Annotated in this window: 2 protein-coding genes; one reads left to right on the top strand and one right to left on the bottom strand. The window is 48.2% G+C overall.

The window, feature by feature from the left end; all coding sequences use genetic code 11:
* Window positions 1-321: lysophospholipid acyltransferase family protein (locus EOO50_RS17670; RefSeq protein ID WP_290841606.1), on the top strand; the 321-nt coding region annotated here is incomplete at its 5' end.
* Here the strand turns inward: EOO50_RS17670 and EOO50_RS17665 are convergent.
* Window positions 299-1,148 (bottom strand): aminotransferase class V-fold PLP-dependent enzyme (locus EOO50_RS17665; RefSeq protein ID WP_290841605.1); only part of this gene is annotated, 850 nt, incomplete at its 5' end. The two genes, EOO50_RS17670 and EOO50_RS17665, sit on opposite strands and share 23 nt — an antisense overlap.

Below are 1,148 nucleotides of genomic sequence, written 5' to 3'. Positions count from 1 at the left end.
AAGCTTTCGAAGGCGCAGCATTGGGCGAATTTCATGGGCGTTTACAGCCCGATCCACACCGGAGCCGAAACCCTGGCGAAGAAATACGACATGAATGTCATCTTTCTGAAGGTAAAAAAGGTGAAACGCGGCTTTTATGAAGCGACTTTTGAAACGATGTTCGACAATCCCGCGTCAGTTCCCGACTTTGAGATTTCGGAAGAGTTCATGCGCCGCGTCGAAAAGCAAATTCGCGAAACGCCCGAATATTACCTCTGGACTCACAAGCGCTGGAAAACCGAAGGAAAGAAGCTGGATACTACATCGAAAACCAATTCATGACCATTTCCTTTTCGGATGGTTTTGCATTGGCGTGCAAAAATTCGTTCGTGCATTTATCATAAATATAATCCTTAGACCATTCCGGGAAATTCTCGGCAACCGATCGGATGCTGTCGCACACATAGCGAATTTCGTCGTTTGTAGTTGTCGGGTGGATCGACATCCTGATCCATCCCGGCTTATCGAATAATTCTCCGGCAGTAATCTTATCGGTCAGCTGGTGCGACGTTTCCTTATCGACATGAAGCAGAAAATGCCCGTAAGTTCCGGCGCAACTGCATCCGCCGCGCGTCTGGATTCCGAAACGATCGTTCAGAAGCTTTACGCCAAGATTGAAATGCAATCCATCGATGTAAAATGAAATGACGCCAAGACGGTCTTTGTGCTGTCCGGCAAGAATGTTCAGATTTGGAATCGTGCCCAGCGCTTCAAAAACATAGTCGACTATTTCGTGTTCGCGCTCAAGAATGTTCGCAATTCCCATCTGTTCTTTCAGCTTTATCGCAAGAGCAGTCTTTATAACCTGCAGAAATCCAGGAGTTCCGCCGTCTTCGCGATCTTCGATGTTGTCTATGTATTTGTGCTCGCCCCACGGATTTGTCCACGAAACCGTTCCGCCGCCCGGATTGTCGGGAACCATGTTCTTGTACAGTTTTTTGTTGAAGACCAAAACGCCCGAAGTTCCCGGCCCGCCAAGGAATTTATGCGGTGAAAAGAATATCGCATCGAGATACGCTTCCTCGTCTTCAGGATGTATGTCGATCTTGACATAAGGCGCCGAGCAGGCAAAGTCAACGAAGCAAACGCCATTGTGCCTGTGCATCAGC

This window comes from Flavobacterium sp. (assembly GCF_004211145.1).
Classification (GTDB): Bacteria; Bacteroidota; Bacteroidia; order Flavobacteriales; family Flavobacteriaceae; genus Flavobacterium.
Note: the sequence above shows the minus strand (reverse complement) of the source record. Positions and strands in the feature narration are given on the sequence as shown.